The organism is Arthrobacter sp. Bi26, assembly GCF_918697925.1.
Lineage (GTDB): Bacteria > Actinomycetota > Actinomycetes > Actinomycetales > Micrococcaceae > Arthrobacter.
Map to the genome: position 1 here is coordinate 37,983 of NZ_CAKKMF010000007.1, position 18,675 is coordinate 56,657.

Sequence of the window (18,675 nt, forward strand, 5' to 3'; positions counted from 1 at the left end):
GGGTTGGAACTGCTGCTGAAAGGCAAGAACATGCACCATAAGGCCGTCCGTTACGTCACCCGCACTACCGCCGCCGCTGCCAGCACGCTGGCCGTGACGGCGACCTCCGTTGCCGCCGCCGCACTGGCGGCTTCCATCATTCTGAGTCCGGCCCCCGATGCGTCAGCCCGTCTGGATGGTGTCCATACGGACCTGGCCCGCGCCGTCGAGCTGAACCAGGTCACCGAAGAGCAGGCGGCACGATTCGAGGCACGGCTGGCCGGACGCCTTCTCGGAGAGGCCTGAATTTCCGGGCATTTTGGCCCATTTTTGGCCCTTTTTTGGCCGATGGGTGCGCCGATTCGATTCTTCGGCGGAAGTTCTGTAAAGTTGTCTTGCCCGCGGGTGCTGGAAGCGGAACGGACTGGAAACAGGCGTTCTGGGACTGGAAACCGCGAGTGATCTTCTTTTGAAGTTCGGCAGATTACCCGAGCGGCCAAAGGGGGCTGACTGTAAATCAGCTGGCAACGCCTACGGGGGTTCGAATCCCTCATCTGCCACCCTTGGAAAAGCCTCCGGAACCATTTGGTTTCGGAGGCTTTTTCTTTGCCTTCGGCTTTCAGGGCCCACCCAAGTTCGGGCCCGCCCGCGAAAGTCCGCGGCTCAGTCAAGCGGCGGATTTGGGATGGTTACCGTTGTGCCGGCGGGCGGAATCCATTCGCGGCCGGTCAGCAGGTTCAGATTGGCTATCCGCAGCGCATAGAGCGGGACGCCGTAGCGGCTCGCGATGCCAGCGGGGGTGTCTCCTGCAATCGCCGTATACAGGAGCCGCCCTTGCCCGTCCTGGCCGGTCACGCTTCCGCCGGCCCCAAGCTGCGGCACCTCCACGCCTCTGAGGTCGATGACCTCTCCCTCGGCAACGGATACCGGTTCGTTGAAGCTCCTGAGGATCTCGGGAGTCATCCGGAAGTGGGCGGCGATTCCTTCCCAGGTGTCGCCGTCGACAGCCGTGTAGCGCATCGGCTGGAAGTACCCATTCATTTCGGTCGTTCCCTGCAGGCCCACGGGCGCCGCGGGCGATGCAGGAGCAGCGGCCGTCGGAGACGTTCCGGCGGCAGCGGCCGCCGGGGTTCCGCCCGCCGCATCCGTGCCGGATTCGCAGGCTGTCAGAAGGGCGAGGAGAACCGCGGCCAGAAGAACTGCGGCGGCGGGCCGAACGCGGTTTGCACTGTAACCGAGACTCACCCTGGGTGTCCTGTCGCTCGGGGCCTCCCCCCGAGGCCCGTTGGTGCAATTATTCCATACGTTTTATGAAACCTCGCTTCCCTCGGGACGGCCCCGCGCGTTCGGTATAGTGCCGGTCATGGACGACAAAGCGATCTTGCACACATATCTGCGCACCCGGCGCGCAGACCTCCTCGGGAAGCTCGAAGGCCTCAGCGAGTACGACGCGCGCCGGCCCCTCACTCCGACCGGAACCAGCCTGCTGGGACTGGTCAAGCACGTGGCCAGCGTCGAACTGGGCTACTTTGGCGAGGTCTTCGGCCGTCCCAGCGACCTGGAACTGCCATGGTTCGCCGACGACGCGGAGCCGGACGCCGACATGTGGGCAGCCCACGGCGAGACACGGGAGCAGATCACGGAGCTGCACCGGCTCTCGGCCGCCCACAGCGACGCCACCATCGATGAACTCCCGCTGGACGCGCCCGGCGTCGTGCCCTGGTGGCCGGATGAGCGCAAGCACGTGACACTGCAGCAGATCCTCGTGCACATGTGCGTGGAGACCGCCCACCACCTCGGACACGCCGACATCCTGCGCGAGCTCATCGACGGCAGAGCCGGGCAGCGCCCGGGGGATCCCAACCTTTCGGTGCGCACGCCCGAGGAGTGGGCCGTTCACCGGGCCCGCATCGAGGCGGCGGCCGCCGCCGCTGAAGCAGGGGTGCCCGGCCGGTAGCACAGGCCGGCAACACTCCACTGCGGGCAAAATCTCAGTTTTCGGCGCGGAGCCAACGTGGGGTAGTCCGGTCCGCGGTTGACGAAGAAGGAGCTTTCGTGAAGTCGTTTGCCTGTGGTGAGGTGGTTCCCGGTTGCGAGGCCCGGCCGGTGGCCACCACGGACAGCTAACCGTCCGCCGGGTCGGGATCGCCTGTGTGCCCTTCCAGAAGCTGGTCGGTGGCGGGATCCGGCACGCCGTCGAAGTAGCGGTCCAAGACGTCGCGGAACACGGACTCGCCGGGGGCTGCAAGCCGGAACAGCGTCATGGACGAGTGCAGCTTCCGCGCGTCGATGCTGCCAAAAATCTGCACCGCGGACCGGCCTTCAATGGAAGCCACGGCGGCGGAAACCTCTCGCAGGCGGGGGCCAAGGACGTCGTGCCGGATGTAGGCCCGGGCCTCGTCGAGGGAGGAGATGGCATATCTGCGGGCGGTTTCGCTGTGGCCCAGGCCTGCGAGCTGGGGGAACACGAACCACATCCAGTGGCTCCGCTTCATGCCCGACTTCAGCTCCGCCAAGGCCTGCCGGTACGTTCCGCCGGAGTCCTGCGCAGTCACGAACCGTTCAAGATCGTAAGGGTCTTCCATTCTCGCTAGGCTACGTCTCCGGGGCGCGCCGGAACAGTATGGTCACCGGGGTCCTCGACCGGACCAAAGTCGGCCCGGGCTTCTAAGCGGGCCAGACCAATCGCTACTCCCCGGCCACTACTCCCCATGAGGGGGTGGCGGTACGATCAACATCGAGAGTCATTGGCGCACATCAGAGTTGGCCGGAGCTGCAGGCGTCCGGATCGGGGAGCCACTCTCGGGCCGGGCCGGAGGGCGGGATGCAGGACGCATATGGGCTATATACCCCAACCACGCTGGTGGAAGTCGGGCTGCTGCTGGCGACATTTGTCCTCTGCTCCCTGATTGGCACCGAGCGCCAGGTCCGGCAAAAGGTCGCCGGCTACCGCACCCACGTCCTGGTCGGCTTGGGCTCTTGCACCTTCACCCTTATCTCGGCCTACGGCTTCGTCTACGCCCTGGCGCCTGGGGCCACCATGGACCCGTCCCGTATTGCGGCCCAAATCGTCAGCGGCATCGGCTTTCTCGGCGCCGGGGTGATTTTCAAGGGACGGAACGTTGTCCGCGGCCTGACGACGGCCGCCAGCATTTGGGTTTCTGCCGCCGTCGGCATGGCGTGCGGGGCCGGAATGCTGTCCCTAGCTGCTGCACTGACCGTTTTCCACCTCATCACGTTGTACGTCGTCTCTCCCTTAATCCGGAAGATCCCGACCCCGGACGCCCACCGGGTCCTGCACCTGGGCTATGCCGACAACCAGGGCGTGCTGCGGCAAGTGTTGGAGATCGCCACCAACATGGGATTCAGCTCGTCAATCCTGAGCACCAATAAGGCGGGCGATGAACAAAAGCCGCTCGTCCTCATGGACATCCGCTTCCATGGTCATCTTCCGCTGCGGGAACTCGTCCCCTACCTCCTGGATGTGCCCGGCGTGCAGAGTGTGACCGTTCGCGGCGTCGACCCGAACGAGGACGACGATGATGCCAGCGCCTGAGGACCCGCAGCGGGACCCCCGGGTTGACGCGTTCATCGCGGCACTGCCGGACTGGCAGCAGGATATCTGCGCTCAGGTGCGTGAACTTGTCCATGCCGCCGACCCGGCGGTCGAAGAGACCATCAAGCGCACCACGCAGCCCTACTTCGTCCTGGACGGCAACATTTGTGCCCTGCTCGCGGCCAAGGACCACGTCAACGTCTTCCTGTACGACGGCGGGATCGTTCCGGACCCGGAGGGCATCATCACCGGCGGGCACGAGAACAAGAGCGCGCGCACCGTCGCTTTCACCCAGGGGGAAGCCATCCCCGGGCAGGCCCTCACTGCGATGTTCCGGCAGATCATCGCGGACAACCGGGCCGGCGGCTGGCGAAAACTCAAGCCGGGCAGATGAAGCAGGATGCCCTTGCTCGAACTGCCGGGCACGCTGATTGAAGCCGTTCGGGATGACCGTTAGAGTCTGCGGATGACCGAGCACAGCATCGCCCTGACGGAGACTGTACGCGTGCGCGTGCTGCGCAGGCCCGACGCCGGTCCGCTGGCCGACGCCTACCTGCGGAACCGGGAGCACCTGGCGCCCTGGGAGCCGGTGCGGTCCGAGGACTTCTTCACTGTCAACGGACAGGCCGCCAGCATTGAATCCAAGCTCGGGTTGTTCATCGCGGGATCGGACGTGCCATGGGTTCTCGTGGATGGTTCCCGCATCATCGGGGTGATAAACCTCAGCGGGATTGTCCGGGGGCCGTTCCTCAGCGCCCACCTCGGCTACTGGGTGGACAAGGACATGACCGGGCGGGGTCTTGGCTCGGCCGCGCTGGAGTTCGCCGTCCAAACCGCGCGGAACGAGCTCGGCCTGCACCGGCTGCAGGCCGCCACGCTCCCGCACAACTCCCCGTCGCAGCGGATCCTGAAGCGGGCCGGCTTTGAGGAGATCGGGTTGGCCTCCCGGTACCTTCAGATTGCCGGTTCCTGGCAGGACCACGTCCTGTTCCAACGGATCCTGTTCTGATGGCGGCTGTTCCGGGTGCAGCTGTTCCGAGGGCACCGGCGGACTTCGGCGCCCTGCACCACGTTGAACTCTGGGTACCTGACCTGCAACGGGCCAGGGACCAGTGGGGCTGGCTGCTGGGCCCGGCTGGGCTACGAGGCCTACCAGGACTGGGCCCACCGGTGCAGCTGGCGCCGCGGGCCAACGTATATCGTCGTCGAGCAGTCCCCGGACCTGAGCGGAACCGTGCATGAGCGCACCGCGCCGGGCCTGAACCATCTCGCGTTCAGCGCCGGGACGCGGGAACATGTGGACGCCATGGCGGGTGAGAGCCACAGCCACGGCTGGGCCGAGTTATTTCCGGAGAAATATCCGCACGCCGGCGGTCCCGGCCACTTCGCCGCCTACCTCGTGAATACGGACGGCTACGAAGTGGAGCTGATCGCGGCGGACTGACCGTTTCGGTGCCTTACGGGTTGCTTGGCGGAGGAGCCTGTTCAGCCTTGAGTTCCTCGCCGTGGGCGATGATCGCGTAGATGATCAGCACGTCGACGGCGATGACGATGACGGACCACCACGGCTGCTGCGGAATAAGCATCAACTGAACGACCGCGCTGACGCCCGCAAGGATGACCGCAACGATCCGAGCCCACGCTGCACCCGAGAAGAGCGCGACGGCGGTGAGGATCAGACCCGCACCGATTGCCACATTCCACCAGCCCCACCCCTTCGCGTCGAAGAGGAACAGCGTGCCGGGGGTCGACAAATAGTAGGTGTCGGGTCCGGTGAGCGCGACGAGGCCTTGAAGGCCGCTGAAAACGCCGTTGATGATCAGAATGACTCCGGCGAAACGGACCCAACCGGTCCAGCCGGTCGCAGTGACAGGGTGATGGGCAGTACTCATAGTGTCGACCGCTTTCCGTTGAATGCTCTGTCGTCGGCCTCATGGTCGGCGCAGTCGTGTGGTGAAGCTAGTACCGATTCCGATTATGTTCCTCGCAGTCCGGGCCGGTCAATCGTTGAGGTCGTCGGAGCCGCCCCGGCGGTCGGCTCCATTCTGTCCGCGCACCGACGGAATCCGGCGATGCCGCCCGCCTCGCCCCGATCCGCAGGCTGGGCCGCGAGCAAGTGCGGTGTCGGCCGAGGCTGGTTCAGATGCGCCTGGCCCATCGCGATTGCCCCGGATCCGGGTACCTTGAAGCCATGACCATCTTGCTCGTCGGCGGCGGCCCCGACACCGTGACCACTCCTGCCGTCTTCGACCGGTTCGTCAAGGAAGTCCGGCACCGGGCGCCTGGCAGGGTTCCTCGCATCGCCGTGGTTCTCTTTGACCACGAGGGCAGTTCGGAATACTTTTTGCCCGCCTATCTGAAGCCGCTGGAATCCCGAGTCGTCTGCGAGGTGCTCCCGGTCCTTCTCCACTTCAACAAGGAGGCGGATCCTGCCGCGTTTGACGACGTCGACGGGATCGTCGTCGGGGGCGGCCCGACGCCGGGATACCTGGATGGCCTGCGGCCGTCCGCGGAGGCCATCCGTCGAATGGTCTCGGAGGGCGTGCCGTATATGGGGTTCTCCGCCGGGGCGATGGTGGCGCCAGCGCGGGCGATTGTCGGCGGCTACCGAATCCGGGGCACAGAAATCTGCCCGGTCGAATGGTCTGAGGGACTCGAGGAACTGGAAATCCGCGACGGACTTGGACTGGTGCCTTTCGCGGTCGACGTCCACGCCGCGCAGGCCGGAACTCTAAGCCGGGCGGTTGGCGCGGTGGCGAAAGGCCTCGTGGACCGTGCGGCGGCCGTGGATGAGAACACTGCCCTGGTCCTACACCACAGGGACCTGGAATCGTTGGAGGTAATCGGCGCTGGGAACTGCTGGACGATTCGCGGTGTTGGCACCAAGGCCACAGTCTCGGTCCTGACCGCGCAACATTAGGCCCGGAGCCCGCCCCTTGGCACGTTTGTTACTCACGGGTAACATTGAGTCATGCACCTCCTATTCCGGACCCTCCTGCTGCTGTTCACGTCCTCGCGCCGCTCACCCCTGAGCATCTGGGGCAACTCCTCGCTGCCGCTGCGGGTCCTGCCCACGGATATCGACATCGCCATGCACGTCAACAACGGCATGTACTTCTCGCTCATGGACCTCGGGCGCTTCGATCTCATGGCCCGCAGCGGAACCTGGAAAAAGATGCGCCGCAGGGGCTGGACCCCGGTGGCGGCGGGGGAGACCATCGCCTTCCGCCGTTCGCTGCAGCTCTGGCAGAAATACACCATCGAATCCAGGATCATCGGCCTCGACTCGAAGGCCATCTACTTCGAGCAGCGGATGGTGGTGGACGGCGAGGTTTACGCGCGCGCCTACATCGCCACCCGGCTTCTCAGTAAGGGCAAACCCGTCAGCCAGGAGGAAATCATCCGCGAATTCGGCGCTCCGCCGGCGGATCTGGAGCTGCCCGAGTGGATCCACGAATGGCGTGAAACCAACGCCCTGCCCGGCGCCAGGCGTCCGGCCCCGCACGCCTGGGCGTAGCATCCGGGCCGGCCTGCCCGGATGTGCCAACAGCGAAATGCCGGGGACAATCCATGCCGGCTCCCGTACCGTTGACTCATGGCTACCGTAGACATCACAGGTGAACAGTTCGCATCGACAGTCGAGGATAACGACATTGTCCTCGTCGATTTCTGGGCCGAATGGTGCGGCCCGTGCAAGCAGTTTGGCCCCACATACTCAGCGATCTCCGAGAAGCACCCGGACGTCGTCTTCTCCAAGGTCGACACTGAAGCCGAGCAGCAGCTCGCTGCCGAGGCCGGCATCACGTCGATCCCCACGCTGATGGCCTTCCGCGAAAAGGTCCTGGTGTTCTCGCAGCCTGGCGCCCTGAACGCGCAGCAGCTCGAGCAGGTGGTCGACGCCGTCAAGGCCCTGGACATGGAAGAAGTCCACGCCCACGTGGCCCGTTCGCAGGCAGAGGCCGCCGCCGCGGCGGCCAACCAGGATGGGACCCAGATTCCGGAGTCCTGACTCCCCGGCTTAATTCCTCGGCTGAAAGCGATGCGGGGCCACTCCGCGCCCATGGATCCTTCAAGGATGGGCGCGGAGTGACCCCGCATTTTGGCGTTGTTGAGGGGCGGGTGCCTAGAGCATTTTCAGCTTGACCGGCTCGGCCAGCAGCGCGCTGAGGGACTCGTTCAGGTCCTGGACGGCCGTGCCCTTGGAGTGCTTGTCCAGGTCCGCCTGGCTGGCCCACCGTTCGGTCAGCACGAGCTTGTCCTCGCTGGCCTCGGTGAGCTCGTACCGGATGCAGCCGGGCTCGTTGACCACCTCGTCAATCGCGATTTCCAGGGCGAGCTTCACGCGGAAGAATTCGCCGTCGTTGGGAATGAAAATGGCCTGAAGATCAACGGGTGCACTCATGGCAATTACCCTACCGGGCCGCCGCGCCGGCACCGGAAGATGACCCAAGATTTCATAGGACTTCCAAGCTTTGCTCTTCTTTTGCCTCCGGTCAGTTGGTAGCGTCTCATCATGCTTGCTTACACAGCCGGGGACACTGACGTTCCGCTGCTCGAGGACACCATTGGCGCGAATTTCGAACGGATTGCGGCGCGGTTCCCGTACCACGACGCCCTGATCGAGGCGGCCGCGGTGCCCGGCGAAGAGGCCCGGCGGTGGAGCTATTCCAAGTTGAACGACGACGTCGACCGCCTGGCTCGTGCGCTCCTCGCCCTGGGCGTCGGGAAGGGCGAGCGGATTGGCATCTGGAGCCCCAACTGCGCCGAATGGACCATCCTGCAGTACGCCACCGCGAAGATCGGGGCGATCCTGGTCAACGTCAACCCCGCCTACCGCAGCCACGAGCTCGAGTTCGTGGTCAAGCAGAACAGCATGCGGATGCTGGTCTCCGCGCCGTCGGATCGGAACAGCGGCTACACCGGGATGGCGCGGCAGGCGCTGGCGGCGTGCCCGGACCTGCGCGAGCTGGTCTTCCTCCCGGATGCCGGCCTGGCCGGGCTGACTGCGGGCGAACCCGAAAACGACGCGGAGCGCACGTACGCCGAGCTGCTCAAGCGGGCTGACGACGTCGGGCATTCCGCCCTGAAGGCGCGCATGGCGGAACTGGACCCGCACGATCCCATCAACCTGCAGTACACCTCGGGCACCACCGGTTTCCCGAAGGGCGCCACGCTGACGCACCACAACATCCTCAACAACGGCTACTCGATCGGCGAGCAGCTGGGCTACACAGAACACGACCGCGTAGTGATCCCGGTGCCCTTCTATCACTGCTTCGGCATGGTGATCGGCAACCTGGCGGCCCTCAGCCACGGCGCCGCCACCATCATCCCCGGCCGGGCGTTCACGCCGGCCTCGGCGCTGGAGGCCGTGCAGGACTTCGGCGGAACCTCGCTGTACGGGGTGCCGACCATGTTCATCGCCGAGCTCGCCCTGCCGGAGTTCGCCTCCTACGACCTCGCGACACTGCGCACGGGCGTGATGGCCGGATCGCTGTGCCCGATCGAGGTGATGAACCGGGTCATTACCGAAATGAACATGACAGACGTCGCCATTTGCTACGGCATGACGGAGACCTCGCCGGTGTCCACAATGACGCGGAGCGTGGACACCATGGCCCAGCGGACCGAGACCGTGGGCCGGACCATGCCGAACCTGGAGAGCCGGATTGTGGACCCGGTGACGGGAGAAGTGCTGGAGCGCGGCGGGATCGGTGAACTCTGCACGCGCGGCTACGCCGTGATGCGGGGGTACTGGAACCAGCCGGACAAGACGGCCGAGGCGATCGACGCCGACGGCTGGATGCATACCGGGGACCTCGCCCGGATGGACGCGGACGGCTGCATCGTGATTGAAGGCCGGATCAAGGACATGGTGATCCGTGGCGGTGAGAACATCTATCCGCGCGAAATCGAGGAATTCCTCTACACCCACCCGGACATCCAGGACGTGCAGGTGATCGGCGTCCCGGACGCCAAGTACGGCGAGGAACTGATGGCCTGCGTCATCCTGAAGCCCGGGGCCGCTCCGATGGACGCCGCCAGCCTGGCCGAGTTCTGCCGCGGCAAGCTCGCGCACTACAAGATTCCGCGCTACGTGGACGTCCGCGAGAGCTTCCCGATGACCGTCTCCGGCAAGATCCGCAAGGTGGACATGCGCCAGGAGGCCGCGGCCCGGCTGGGCCTCTGACAGCAACGCGGGGTGGGGGTCAGTGGCCGCGGTGGTCCTGGATGGTCATGCGCGGGCCGAAGGTCGGTTTCCGGAAGCCGCTCAGGCCGATCATCCGGACCACACGCTGCCGGTGCCCTGCCCAAGGGGCCAACAGCCTGAGCATGCCGGCGTCGTCGGTGCGTCGGCCGGTCAGGGCGGCGCCCACGTAGGCCGCGAGGTGGTAATCGCCCACCGCGATCGAATCCGGGCAGCCGTGCGTGCGCTGCACCACCTCCGCCGCCGTCCACACCCCGATTCCGGGAAGGGTCTGCAGCTTGGCCCCTGCCTCCGCAGCGGGCAGCGCGGCGAGCCGTTCAAGCGCGACGGCGGAACGCAGCGCCCGCATGATGGTTGCCGAACGCTGCGGGCCCACGCCGGCCTTGTGCCATTCCCAGGACGGAATGTGCAGCCACTGCGCGGCCGTCGGCTGGACCAGCAGATTGGCGGGAGCCACCGTGCCGGCACCCGGCGCCGCCGTCCCGAAGCGGTACATCAGGTAGCGGTAGCCGCGGCGGGCCTCGATGACCGTGACCTTCTGCTCCAGGATGGTCGGCACCAGTGAGTCGATCATCCGGCCGGTTGCAGGCAGCCGGATCGCGGGGTTCCGGCGTCGGGCTTCAACCACCATGCGCGGAAGCGTGGCGTGGAACTCGGGCTCGTCGAAGCCGGACCAGTCGTCCTCGCTCCCGAGCATGCGCGGAACGGAGGCGACGGCGTCCACCGCTCCGGGGCCCCAGGCCTGCGCGTCCACTGCCGGGTCCGCCCGCGGCCCGGCGGTTGCCAGGCGCAGCGTGGCCGGACCGTGCGGGGTGGTGAACGCGAGCCAGACCCCGTCCGGGGCGGTGCGGATGGACGGGTCGCCGTGGCCGCGCAGGAGCGTGCCGATGGTTTGCATCAAGTCGAACGGGCCGCCCGGGCGCCACCGCAGTGAGGCGTCCGCCGCGGCGGCAATGCCTGCGGGGACGTCTGCAACGGTCATTCGAACATGTTCCCATGTCCCCCTGACAGCGGCCGCATCTGCCTGTGCGGAGCATGGGCCGTAGGGCCCTAAACCTCCAGCGCTGCCGGGACTAAGATCCGGCTGGGGCGTGGAGCGTCCACGCCTGCCTCGTGGCCCGAATCCTTGTTCTTGGGAGAGTGTGATGGCTGGTGGAGTTGTACATTTTGAAATCCCCGCAGACGACGAGGGCCGCGCACGGGAGTTCTACAGTTCGGCGTTTGGCTGGGAGGTCAGCTCGGTGCCCGAGATGAGTTACTCCATGATCAAGACGACGCCGACGGATGCAACGGGCATGCCCTCCGTTGCGGGCTCCATCAACGGCGGCATGTTCCACCGTGAGGGAGACCTCACGTCCCCGGTGGTCACCGTGGACGTTGATGACATTGACGCGGCGCTGGAGAAGATCAACTCCTTGGGCGGCAGCACTGTCTCCCCACGGCAGGAAGTCGGCACTATGGGCTGGGCCGCCTACTTCCGGGACACCGAAGGCAATGTGGTCGGTCTCTGGCAGAGCGCCCCGCGTGAGGGCGGCGCCGGCGCCGCGGCGGATGACATCGGCGCCTGACGCCGCCGACGGGCGCGCTGGCACTGAAGTACATCCACCTCAGGGCATGCAGCTCAGTGCATCCCCGTCGTGAGCCACAGTGCCACGACCGCCAACGGGACCGTGAGGACGACGGCCGCTACACCGGCCACGGCGAAGCCTCCCCAGCGGATCTCCACGTTGAGGGCACGGAGCCGCTCGTGCCACAGCAGCGTGGCCAGGGAAGCCCACGGGGTCACCAGCGGGCCCAGGTTCACGCCGATCAGCAGGGCCGCCAGCCGGGCCGGGGAACCGCCCACCGGTTCCAGGGCCAAATAGGCGGGCAGGTTGTTCACGGCGTTGGCTGCCCCCGCACCCAGGCCGGCGAGCTGCAGGAGCGCCGGCAGGCTCTCGCCCGTACCGGCGATCCCGGACAGGAACCGGGTGAGCCCGTTGGCGTGCAGGGCCTCCACCACCATGAAAAGTCCGGACGTGAGCATGAGCGGGCGCCAAGGAACCATGGACCAGCGCAGGGCGGAGCGCCGCCTCCAGAGGAACAGCAGGAGCAGGGCCGCGGCTGCCGCGAGCGCCGGGATCTGCACCGGAACCCCGGAGACCAGCGCCGGAAGCAGGACCACCATGACCCCGGATGCCGCGTACAGCAGCACCCGGTCCCGCACCCTATGGACCGGCTGCGGTCCGTACTTGCCGCGCAGATCCTTCCGGAACGGAAGCCACAGCAGCACCAGCGGCACGAGGATGCCCACCAGGGCCGGGGCCCACACCAGCGAAGCGAACGCGGCGGGGCTGAGCTTGAGCCGGTCCTGCGCCAGCAGGTTGGTCAGGTTGGAGACCGGCAGCAGCAGCGAGGCCGTGTTCGCCAGCCACACTGTGGTCAGCGCGAACGGCAGCGGCGGAATGCGGGCGTGGATTGCCAGCAGCACGACGACGGGAGTCACCAGCACCGCCGTCGTATCCAGCGACAAGAACACCGTGGAAACGGTGGCGAGTGCGATGACGAGGAACCACAGCAACAGGACCCGGCCGCGGCCCAGGGCGGCCAGCCTCTCCGTGACCACGCGGAAGAGCCCGGCCTCATCCACCAACTCCGTGACCAGGGACATCGCCACCACGAACGCCAGCACCGGCACGGTCCTTGCCGCCAGCTCCTGAAAAGCGGGGACCGGCAACAGCCCGGTGGCCAGCGCCGCGCACCCCGCCAGCAGCATGCCCGCGGGCAGCGCGTAGCTCCTGAGCTTCTTCAGCCGGGCGATCCTCTTCACTGCCATATCCTCGCACCTGCTGGAGGCGTCGCCGCGCCGAGGTGCATCCCCGCCGGAGACGGTAGCTTTGTACCTATGAAGTACGCCCAGTCCGTTCTGGACCTCATCGGCCATACGCCGCTCGTCAAACTCAACCACGTGACCGATGGCATCGCAGCCACCATCCTGGTAAAGCTCGAATACCTGAACCCCGGCGGTTCGATCAAGGACCGCATCGCGGCGAAGATGATCGAGGAGGCCGAACGAACGGGCAAGCTCCTGCCAGGCGGCACCATCGTGGAACCCACCTCGGGCAACACCGGCGTTGGCCTGGCGCTGGTGGCGCAGCAGAAGGGCTACCGCTGCATCTTCGTGGTGCCGGACAAGGTCGGCGAAGACAAGCGGGCCGTGCTCCAGGCCTACGGCGCCGAAGTGGTGGTCACGCCCACCGCCGTCCCGCCGGACAGCCCGCAAAGCTACTACGGCGTCTCGGACCGGCTCGTCACCGAAATCCCGGGAGCCTACAAGCCGGACCAGTTCTCCAACCCGGCCGCACCGGCCAGCCACTATGAGACCACCGGCCCTGAGATCTGGCATGACACCGACGGCCGCATCACGCACTGCGTGATCGGCGCCGGCACCGGGGGCACGATCACCGGCACCGGCCGGTACCTCAAGGAAGTTTCCGCCGGGCGGCCCGGGGCCGAGGGCGGCGTCGTGAAGATCATCGGCGCGGATCCCGCAGGCTCGGTGTACTCCGGCGGCACGGGCCGCCCGTACTTCGTCGAAGGCGTCGGGGAGGACATGTGGCCGGCCAACTATGACAAGTCCGTCCCGGACGACGTCATTGCCGTCAGCGACGCCGATTCCTTCGCGATGACGCGCCGGCTGGCGCGCGAGGAAGGGCTGCTGGTGGGCGGGTCCTCGGGCATGGCCGTCGTGGCTGCGATGGAGGTCGCCAAGGACCTCCCGGTGGAAGCCGTCGTCGTGGTCATCCTGCCGGACTCCGGCCGCGGCTACCTGGCGAAGATCTTCAACGACCAGTGGATGCGCTCCTACGGCTTCCTGGCCAGCGGGGACGAGGCCTCGGTGGGCGAGATCCTCAAGGCCAAAACCGGTGAACTCCCGGACCTCGTCCACATCCACCCGAACGAGTCCGTCCGCGATGTCATCAACATCATGAACGAGTACGGCGTCTCGCACATCCCCGTCCTGTCCCAGGAACCGCCCGTCGTCATGGGCGAGGTCCTTGGCGCCGTGGACGAACGCACGCTGACGGCCAAGCTCTTCCGCGGCGAGGCAAAACTCTCGGACAAAATCTCCGAACACATGGAGGCCCGCCTCCCCGTGATCGGCTCGCTCGAATCGATCTCGACCGCCCGCGAACTCCTCTCCGACGCTGACACCCTCATGGTGACGTTTGTCGGCGCTCCGGTGGGGATCCTGACCCGCCACGACCTCCTCGCGTACCTCAGCAACTGACCAGTTCAAGGAGTCCCATGTCTGTGCCTGAAAGCTCTTCCTCGAAAATCCCGGGCTTCAACACCCGCGCCATCCACGCCGGACAGGCGTTTGAGCCCCGCACCGGGGCGGTGGTGCCCCCCGTGCACTTCTCGTCGACCTATGCCCAGGACGGCATCGGCGGGCTGCGGGACGGCTACGAATACGGCCGGGGCACCAACCCCACCCGTGACTCGCTGCAGGAGCAGCTGGCCGCGCTGGAAGGCGGGAGCGCCGCGTTCTCCTTTAGCTCAGGCCTGGCCGCCGAGGACTCGATGATCCGCGCCCTCACCCGCCCCGGTGACCACATTGTGCTCGGCAACGACGCCTACGGCGGAACCTACCGGCTCATCAGCCGGGTCCTGGGGGAGTGGGGCATCGGCAACACCCCGGTGGACATGTCCGACCTCGACGCCGTCGCGTCCGCCGTAGCAGCCGGAGGCACGGCCGACGGCGGCGGCAAGACCCGCCTGGTGTGGGTGGAGACGCCGTCGAACCCGATGATGAAGATCACCGACATCGAGGCGCTCGCCAAGGTGGCGCACGACGCCGGCGCGCTCCTCGTGGTGGACAACACCTTTGCCTCGCCGTACCTGCAGACCCCGCTCGCCCTCGGCGCCGACATCGTGGTGCACTCCACCACCAAGTACATCGGCGGCCACTCGGACGTCGTCGGCGGTGCGATCGTGGTCAACGACCCCGAGCTGGCCGAGAAGATCGGCTTCGTCCAGTTCGCCGTCGGCGCCGTGTCCGGGCCGATGGACGCCTTCCTCACCACGCGCGGCCTGAAAACCCTCGGCGTGCGCATGGACCGGCACAGCGACAACGCCCAGGCCGTGGCCGAATGGCTGCTGGAGCGCCCCGAGGTCGAAGCCGTGCTGTACCCGGGCCTGCCCTCCCACCCGGGCCACGAGCTGGCCAAGAAGCAGATGAAGAAATTCGGCGGCATGATCTCCGTGCAGTTCAAGGGCGGCGAGGCCGCGGCACGCAAGGTGGCCGAATCGACCTCCGTCTTCACCCTGGCCGAGTCCCTGGGCGGGATCGAATCGCTGATGAACTACCCCTCGGAAATGACGCACGCCTCGGTCAAGGGCACCGAACTGGCGGTTCCGGTCAACCTGATCCGGCTCTCCTGCGGCATTGAGGACGTCGAGGACCTGATCGCCGACCTTGACGCCGCGCTGTCCTCCCTGGACGCCGGCAGCTAACTGCACCCCTAGCTGACCGCCGCGCAGGCGTCAGTCCGGTGCGCCGAACGCGGCCACCCTAGCTTTCTCTAAGAGAGTCAGCTAGGGTGGCCGCATGGCACTCCGATCCGACTGGTCCCAGCGGACCTGCAGCATGGCCCGCGGCCTCGACATCCTCGGCGATCCCTGGAGCATGCTGGTCCTGCGCGAGGTGTTCTTCGGCAACGGCCGCTTCGAGGCCATGAAGGCCCGGCTCGGGGCGGCCGATTCCGTCCTCACCAAGCGGCTCGCCGGGCTCGTGGAGGCCGGGCTCCTCACCCGGCGGCCCTACGACGACGGCGGCCGCACCCGCCAGGAATACGTCCTGACCGCCAAGGGCGAGGACGCCCTCCCGGTGCTCAACGCCGTCGTGATCTGGGCCGAAAAGCACCTCCCGGCGCCTTCCGGGCAGGCGCACATGTTCGTCATCCACACCGGCTGCGGGGAGAGGACCTCCTCGGCGGACACGTGTACGGCCTGCGGGGAACCGCTGACGGCCACCAACACGAGCTGGCACAGCCTCTCCCGCACCGCGGACCCCGTGCCCCTGGCCACGTCCGGCACCGCGACCCCTGACCAGAACGGAACCGCCGCATGAGCGCCCCTGAAACCATGACCCCCGCGCCGGTCCGGCGCCGCATCCACCCGGCGTGGACTGTTGCCGCCGTGGCTTTCCTCGCGCTGGTCGGCGCCGCCGGGTTCCGGGCAGCGCCGGGGGTGCTGATGGTGCCGCTGCAGAACGAGTTCGGCTGGTCCACCACCGTGCTCTCGGCCGCGGTCAGCATCAACCTCGTGCTCTTCGGGCTCACGGCGCCGTTCGCGGCAGCCCTGATGGAACGCTTCGGCATCCGCGCCGTCACGGCCGTGGCCCTGGTGCTGATCGGCGCCGGCAGCGCCCTGACGGTCTTCGTGACCCAGTCCTGGCAGATCCTGCTGACCTGGGGGCTGCTGATCGGGCTCGGCACCGGATCCATGGCGCTGGTCTTCGCCGCCACCATCGCCAACACCTGGTTCGCCAAGAGCCGCGGCCTGGTCATCGGCATCCTCACCGCCGGCAGTGCCGCCGGACAGCTCGTGTTCCTGCCCTTCATCGCGCTCCTGGCCCAGGACCCGGGCTGGCGGCAGGCCTCGCTCCTCATCGGTGCCGGCGCGCTGGCCGTGGTGCCGCTCGTGCTGAAGTTCCTGAAGAACTCACCGGCCGAGGTCGGCGTGCTGCCCTACGGGGCGACGCCGCCGGCCGCCGGCGCCGTCACAGGGCCAGAATCGACCGACTCGACCGGGCCGGCCGGGCAGGCAGCGCCCGGGCAGGCAGCGGCGGAGCCCCGCCGGAACGCCGCGGTCCGGGCCCTGCAGGTCCTCAAACGGGCCAGCAAGGTGCGTACCTTCTGGGCCCTCGTGGCCGGCTTCGCGATCTGCGGCGCGACCACCAACGGGCTGATCGGCACCCACTTCATCCCCTCCGCCCATGACCACGGCATGCCCGAAACCACCGCGGCGGGCCTGCTCGCCGTCGTCGGCCTCTTCGACATCATCGGCACCATCGCCTCCGGCTGGCTCACGGACCGCTTCAACCCGCGGATCCTGCTCGCCGTGTACTACCAGTTCCGCGGGATCGGGCTGCTGGTCCTGCCGCTGCTGCTCAGCGCCACCGTCCAGCCCAGCATGATCGTGTTCGTGGTCATCTACGGCCTGGACTGGGTCGCCACGGTGCCGCCGACGGCCGCGATTTGCCGCCAGGTGTTCGGCGCCGACGGGAGCGTCGTGTTCGGCTGGGTTTTCGCGGCCCACCAGCTCGGCGCGGCCGCCGCGGCCCTGGCGGCCGGGGCGGTCCGCGACGCCACCGGCCAGTACACCTATGCCTGGTTCGCCGCCGCCGCCATGTGCACCATCGCCGCCGTCATCAGCGCCACCATCCGCAGGGACGCCCGGAAGCTGGAGTCCGTCCCGGTGCCGGCGTAGCCGGGTCTGTAGACTGGCCCGACAGCGAGGGCGCGTTTGCGCCGCCCTGGACGGAACCGCCCAAACGGCCAGCGTCTACACCAGCAGCCCGATGGGGGAATTCATGTCAGTGCCCGATTCAGACCGCAGCCCGGCGCGGCGCACACCCGCCCGGCAGCTGCTCCGGCTCTCCGTCATCCTGGCCATCGCCGCGGTGGGCTACTTCATCTGGATCTCGCTCGGTGCCTGGGCCAAGCAGGGCCTGGACTTCAGCGTGTACTGGTACGGCGGCAAAATCCTCAACGACGCCGGCGCGGCGCCTTCAGACCTGTATGCGGGCAACGTGGACTGGGCCGGTGGACCGACGCTCATGTTTACCTACCCGCCGTTCGCCGCCATCCTCTTCAGCCTTTTGGCCCGGCTGCCGCAGGCGGCAGCGCTGACCCTGTTCAACGCCGCCGGCGCCGGGGTGGCGATCCTGACCGCGGTCCGCGCGGTCCGGTACTGGAACGCGAAAGCCTCCTGGCGCGCCACCTTCCGGATTCCGGGCAACGGCTGGGCCGCCGCCGTCCTGGTCCTGGCGGTGCTGAACCTGGGTCCCTGGCGCGAGACCCTGGTGTTCGGCCAAATCAACGCGCTGCTGATGGGCCTGATCGCGGTGGACCTGCTGGCCCGCAACCATCGCTGGACCCGCGGCTTCCCCGGCAGCGGCTTCCTGGTGGGCGTCGCCGCCGGCATCAAGCTGACGCCGCTGGTCTTCGGGCTGTACTACCTGGTCCGCAGGGACTGGCGCGGACTGGGCAATATGGCCGCTGGCTTCACCGCCACCGTGCTGGCCGGCTGGCTGCTGCGTCCCGCCGAATCCCTGCAGTTCTGGCTCCAGATGCTGCCGGACACGTCCCGGATGGGGGGAGCGGGCTATGTGGACAACCTGTCCCTCAAAGGTGCCCTGCTGCACTTCGGTGTCCCGGAGGCGCACGTCACTGTGCCGTGGCTGGTGCTGAGCCTTATGGTTGTGGCCGTCGGCGCCGCAGTGATCAAAGCCGCCAGCGATCAGGGCGCCCGCGTCGTGGCCGTGTCGGCGACGGCCCTCACCATGCTGCTGATCAGCCCGGTCTCGTGGTCCCACCACTGGGTGTGGGTCGCGGCCGTCTTTCCGGCGTTCGCCTGGACCCTGCGGGAAACCCCCCACCGCTACGCAGGAATGCGCTGGACCATGGGCGGCGTGCTGGGCACCTCGATCATGGTGTTCCTGTTCTCGCCCAAGACCATTGGCACAGCCCTGGGCGCGGAAAACCTCGATGTCCAGACGCCCGGCCTGTGGATCATGGCCTCCAGTGCCGGCGTCTTCTGCGCCGTGGCCATGCTGGTGTGCTGGCTTGTAGCCCTGCGGCGGGATTCGGTGGCACCGGGGCTCGATTTTGATGCCGTGCCCGCCGCCGGACGGGACCTCCGCGCCCCCGCGGTCTCCTCGTAACTG

Annotated in this window: 22 protein-coding genes and 1 tRNA gene; 17 read left to right on the forward strand and 6 right to left on the reverse strand. The window is 67.4% G+C overall.

What is annotated here, in order from left to right:
* Positions 1-30: 30 nt before the first annotated feature.
* Positions 31-285 carry a hypothetical protein gene (locus LQV16_RS02970; RefSeq protein WP_229992452.1) on the forward strand — a complete coding sequence of 85 codons (255 nt, stop codon included), beginning with the start codon at positions 31-33 and terminating at the stop codon, positions 283-285.
* A gap of 172 nt (positions 286-457) precedes the next feature.
* Positions 458-539 (forward strand) — tRNA-Tyr (locus tag LQV16_RS02975).
* Positions 540-642: 103 nt separating this feature from the next.
* On the opposite strand, the gene LQV16_RS02980 is transcribed toward LQV16_RS02975, so the two are convergent.
* Complete coding sequence (locus LQV16_RS02980; protein ID WP_229992453.1) at positions 643-1,224, reverse strand: LysM domain-containing protein; 582 nt, start codon at positions 1,222-1,224, stop codon at positions 643-645.
* Between the two features lie 118 nt (positions 1,225-1,342).
* Between LQV16_RS02980 and LQV16_RS02985 the strand changes: the two genes are divergently transcribed.
* Positions 1,343-1,936 carry a DinB family protein gene (locus LQV16_RS02985; protein ID WP_229992454.1) on the forward strand — a complete coding sequence of 198 codons (594 nt, stop codon included), beginning with the start codon at positions 1,343-1,345 and terminating at the stop codon, positions 1,934-1,936.
* A gap of 166 nt (positions 1,937-2,102) precedes the next feature.
* On the opposite strand, the gene LQV16_RS02990 is transcribed toward LQV16_RS02985, so the two are convergent.
* A complete protein-coding gene (locus tag LQV16_RS02990; RefSeq protein ID WP_229992455.1) occupies positions 2,103-2,564 on the reverse strand; it encodes a DUF1810 domain-containing protein in 462 nt (153 codons plus the stop codon).
* Between the two features lie 239 nt (positions 2,565-2,803).
* Between LQV16_RS02990 and LQV16_RS02995 the strand changes: the two genes are divergently transcribed.
* The 4 genes from LQV16_RS02995 to LQV16_RS03010 all read left to right on the forward strand — a co-directional run bounded on the left by LQV16_RS02995 (position 2,804) and on the right by LQV16_RS03010 (position 4,979).
* Positions 2,804-3,535 (forward strand): MgtC/SapB family protein, encoded by a 732-nt coding sequence (locus LQV16_RS02995; protein ID WP_229992457.1) that lies wholly within the window; start codon positions 2,804-2,806, stop codon positions 3,533-3,535.
* Positions 3,519-3,929 carry a DUF1801 domain-containing protein gene (locus tag LQV16_RS03000; protein WP_229992458.1) on the forward strand — a complete coding sequence of 137 codons (411 nt, stop codon included), beginning with the start codon at positions 3,519-3,521 and terminating at the stop codon, positions 3,927-3,929. Before LQV16_RS02995 ends, LQV16_RS03000 begins: the two co-directional genes overlap by 17 nt.
* Before the next feature lie 72 nt (positions 3,930-4,001).
* The gene (locus LQV16_RS03005; protein WP_229992460.1) at positions 4,002-4,544 is read left to right on the forward strand and encodes a GNAT family N-acetyltransferase; all 543 of its coding nucleotides are present in this window, start codon (positions 4,002-4,004) and stop codon (positions 4,542-4,544) included.
* Between the two features lie 63 nt (positions 4,545-4,607).
* Positions 4,608-4,979 carry a glyoxalase gene (locus tag LQV16_RS03010; RefSeq protein WP_356815667.1) on the forward strand — a complete coding sequence of 124 codons (372 nt, stop codon included), beginning with the start codon at positions 4,608-4,610 and terminating at the stop codon, positions 4,977-4,979.
* 13 nt (positions 4,980-4,992) lie between these two features.
* Here the strand turns inward: LQV16_RS03010 and LQV16_RS03015 are convergent, their stop codons facing one another.
* Entirely contained in the window at positions 4,993-5,427 is a 435-nt protein-coding gene (locus LQV16_RS03015; protein WP_229992462.1) for a hypothetical protein, read from the reverse strand.
* 299 nt (positions 5,428-5,726) lie between these two features.
* On the opposite strand from LQV16_RS03015, the gene LQV16_RS03020 reads away from it, so the two are divergent.
* From LQV16_RS03020 to trxA, 3 genes are all read left to right on the forward strand, one after another.
* Positions 5,727-6,455, forward strand: coding sequence for a Type 1 glutamine amidotransferase-like domain-containing protein (locus tag LQV16_RS03020; protein ID WP_229992463.1), 729 nt, complete (start codon positions 5,727-5,729; stop codon positions 6,453-6,455).
* A 51-nt stretch (positions 6,456-6,506) separates the two neighbouring features.
* Complete coding sequence (locus tag LQV16_RS03025) at positions 6,507-7,052, forward strand: acyl-CoA thioesterase (RefSeq protein ID WP_229992464.1); 546 nt, start codon at positions 6,507-6,509, stop codon at positions 7,050-7,052.
* Positions 7,053-7,130: 78 nt separating this feature from the next.
* On the forward strand, positions 7,131-7,544 hold the full coding sequence (gene trxA / locus LQV16_RS03030; RefSeq protein ID WP_229992465.1) for a thioredoxin: 414 nt from the start codon (positions 7,131-7,133) through the stop codon (positions 7,542-7,544).
* A 114-nt stretch (positions 7,545-7,658) separates the two neighbouring features.
* Here trxA and LQV16_RS03035 read toward each other — a convergent pair whose 3' ends face one another.
* Positions 7,659-7,937 carry an antibiotic biosynthesis monooxygenase gene (locus tag LQV16_RS03035; RefSeq protein ID WP_229992466.1) on the reverse strand — a complete coding sequence of 93 codons (279 nt, stop codon included), beginning with the start codon at positions 7,935-7,937 and terminating at the stop codon, positions 7,659-7,661.
* Between the two features lie 111 nt (positions 7,938-8,048).
* Here LQV16_RS03035 and LQV16_RS03040 point away from each other — a divergent pair, with 111 nt between their 5' ends.
* Complete coding sequence (locus tag LQV16_RS03040) at positions 8,049-9,725, forward strand: AMP-binding protein (protein WP_229992467.1); 1,677 nt, start codon at positions 8,049-8,051, stop codon at positions 9,723-9,725.
* Between the two features lie 19 nt (positions 9,726-9,744).
* On the opposite strand, the gene LQV16_RS03045 is transcribed toward LQV16_RS03040, so the two are convergent.
* Positions 9,745-10,725 (reverse strand): 3-methyladenine DNA glycosylase, encoded by a 981-nt coding sequence (locus LQV16_RS03045; protein WP_229992468.1) that lies wholly within the window; start codon positions 10,723-10,725, stop codon positions 9,745-9,747.
* Positions 10,726-10,888: 163 nt separating this feature from the next.
* Here LQV16_RS03045 and LQV16_RS03050 point away from each other — a divergent pair, with 163 nt between their 5' ends.
* A complete protein-coding gene (locus LQV16_RS03050) occupies positions 10,889-11,311 on the forward strand; it encodes a VOC family protein (protein WP_229992469.1) in 423 nt (140 codons plus the stop codon).
* Positions 11,312-11,364: 53 nt separating this feature from the next.
* On the opposite strand, the gene LQV16_RS03055 is transcribed toward LQV16_RS03050, so the two are convergent.
* A complete protein-coding gene (locus LQV16_RS03055) occupies positions 11,365-12,558 on the reverse strand; it encodes an SLC13 family permease (RefSeq protein ID WP_229992470.1) in 1,194 nt (397 codons plus the stop codon).
* 69 nt (positions 12,559-12,627) lie between these two features.
* Between LQV16_RS03055 and LQV16_RS03060 the strand changes: the two genes are divergently transcribed.
* The 5 genes from LQV16_RS03060 to LQV16_RS03080 all read left to right on the forward strand — a co-directional run bounded on the left by LQV16_RS03060 (position 12,628) and on the right by LQV16_RS03080 (position 18,672).
* Positions 12,628-14,013, forward strand: coding sequence for a cystathionine beta-synthase (locus LQV16_RS03060; RefSeq protein WP_229992471.1), 1,386 nt, complete (start codon positions 12,628-12,630; stop codon positions 14,011-14,013).
* Positions 14,014-14,030: 17 nt separating this feature from the next.
* Complete coding sequence (locus LQV16_RS03065; RefSeq protein WP_229992472.1) at positions 14,031-15,239, forward strand: cystathionine gamma-synthase; 1,209 nt, start codon at positions 14,031-14,033, stop codon at positions 15,237-15,239.
* A gap of 94 nt (positions 15,240-15,333) precedes the next feature.
* Positions 15,334-15,855, forward strand: a complete 522-nt coding sequence (locus tag LQV16_RS03070) for a helix-turn-helix domain-containing protein (protein ID WP_229992473.1) — start codon at positions 15,334-15,336, stop codon at positions 15,853-15,855.
* Positions 15,852-17,216, forward strand: a complete 1,365-nt coding sequence (locus LQV16_RS03075; protein WP_229992474.1) for an MFS transporter — start codon at positions 15,852-15,854, stop codon at positions 17,214-17,216. Before LQV16_RS03070 ends, LQV16_RS03075 begins: the two co-directional genes overlap by 4 nt.
* Positions 17,217-17,319: 103 nt before the next feature.
* Positions 17,320-18,672: a glycosyltransferase 87 family protein gene (locus tag LQV16_RS03080; RefSeq protein ID WP_229992475.1), complete on the forward strand. Its 1,353-nt coding sequence runs from the start codon at positions 17,320-17,322 to the stop codon at positions 18,670-18,672.
* Positions 18,673-18,675: the final 3 nt, after the last annotated feature.